At 38.7% G+C, this 1,424-nt stretch carries 1 protein-coding gene; it reads left to right on the top strand.

The genetic code is table 11. From position 1 onward, the window contains the following. Positions 1-286 precede the first annotated feature (286 nt). Entirely contained in the window at positions 287-1,264 is a 978-nt protein-coding gene (locus ELS82_RS24955) for a hypothetical protein (protein WP_134837769.1), read from the top strand. Positions 1,265-1,424 lie beyond the last annotated feature (160 nt).

The raw sequence follows: 1,424 nt of genomic DNA, 5'->3' as shown, positions 1-1,424 counted from the left end.
GCTTGGAGTTCTATCTGGCGTTCGTACTTGTTATCGGTCTCTCGATAGAGGAGCCATCATTTAATCGAACTACCAGATAGAAGAACTTTAGTTGCAGTTAAAGTCTGGGTCTCACCTTACCCGATTGGAGCGCTTATTATCCATACAAAGCATTTAAGACGGATTCTCAACGTTTGGCAATTTCAGTTTAAGTCTGCTTCAGTGCTAAATGTGGCAAGGTTTTAGGTTGGGTGGTAGCGTTGTTCACCACTTAATGCGGCGTTAGCATTATTAATTAGGAGTTGTGATGTTCGAGCATGAAGATTTTGAAAGATATGAGTTCGAAAATGTACCTTTAGATCGAGATTTGTATCTCGTCGACCAAAAGTACATGAGTGACTATGAGAGTATGATGATTCGCTTCTTGACAGACTATAAAAATAATCCATACGAGAACGTTGGTTATGTTAGCTACGCAGCTGCTCGTAAGGCTTTAGATAATAGTATTGAACTCTCTTGGTACGTTAATATATCGGACCGATTCCATGAGGTTTCTATAATTTTACCTCGAGAGCAATTTGTTTCTTGTGTAGGTTGTCAAGCATGTGATGAGAAACCAAGGATTTTTGTTAAAGGGGAGTGGCTTGATAGCCTTCATGCACGATCGTTCTCCGTTTTTTCAATGATTGATGCGATTGGCGTAAAAAAATACCTAGAAGAAGATAAGCTCTCAACTGAAATGTTGGCTGAACTACGGGACAGAATTGACCAAATTGCTTCTGAGTATCCATCGATATCGTTTATTTCCTTTGCAGATAGTTTGCTATTAAAAAGTAATTGGAGTGTGGGTGCATTTAATAACGACATTTCTTACACGTATGAACCAGAAGTATTCATTTACCTTGCCGAAAAAATTTCAAAGATCTATCAGGATTGTATTGGATTACCAACTTACTCCGTAATTACTCAAGGTCAAAACTCTTATTGCAATGACTCTCTTCTTCATATCTCTGAGTCAAATAATCATGTGTCTCTAAATAGCTTGGGTGTTCCTTTTGCTCAACTAATGGATATCGAACATACGGCAAGACATAATATTAGGTCAAAGCAACATGCTCCAGCTGAAGTCTACATGGATTCGTTGTATTACCATTCCTTAAACTTCAAGCATAGCTTTGATAAAAATTCTCAGCCCAAAGCAGCGTACTCTACCAAAATGGTGAGCACATCATGCGAATACTTTTTTAACAGTTGTGGGGAGTTAATCGAACAACTGGAAAAATAATGCTAACAAACAATCGGTGTTTTTCAAGATAGTTGCCATCATTTGCTCGCTTATTAAGCAGCTTCTCTTTCTGGATTTAGGTGGACTTCGCCAACTGGCTTACAGTTCCTGATATCACCAGTCCATCGTTCAGGTTTTCGCTGTTTTGCAGCGAGTAATA

It is taken from the genome of Vibrio ouci (assembly GCF_004551525.1).
GTDB classification, from domain to species: domain Bacteria; phylum Pseudomonadota; class Gammaproteobacteria; order Enterobacterales; family Vibrionaceae; genus Vibrio; species Vibrio ouci.
This window is presented reverse-complemented; position numbering and strand designations above follow the sequence as displayed.

Excerpts from the sequence above, each read along its gene's own strand:
- ELS82_RS24955 (WP_134837769.1), top strand. The coding sequence starts at position 287 with ATGTTCGAGCATGAAGATTTTGAAAGATATGAGTTCGAAAATGTACCT.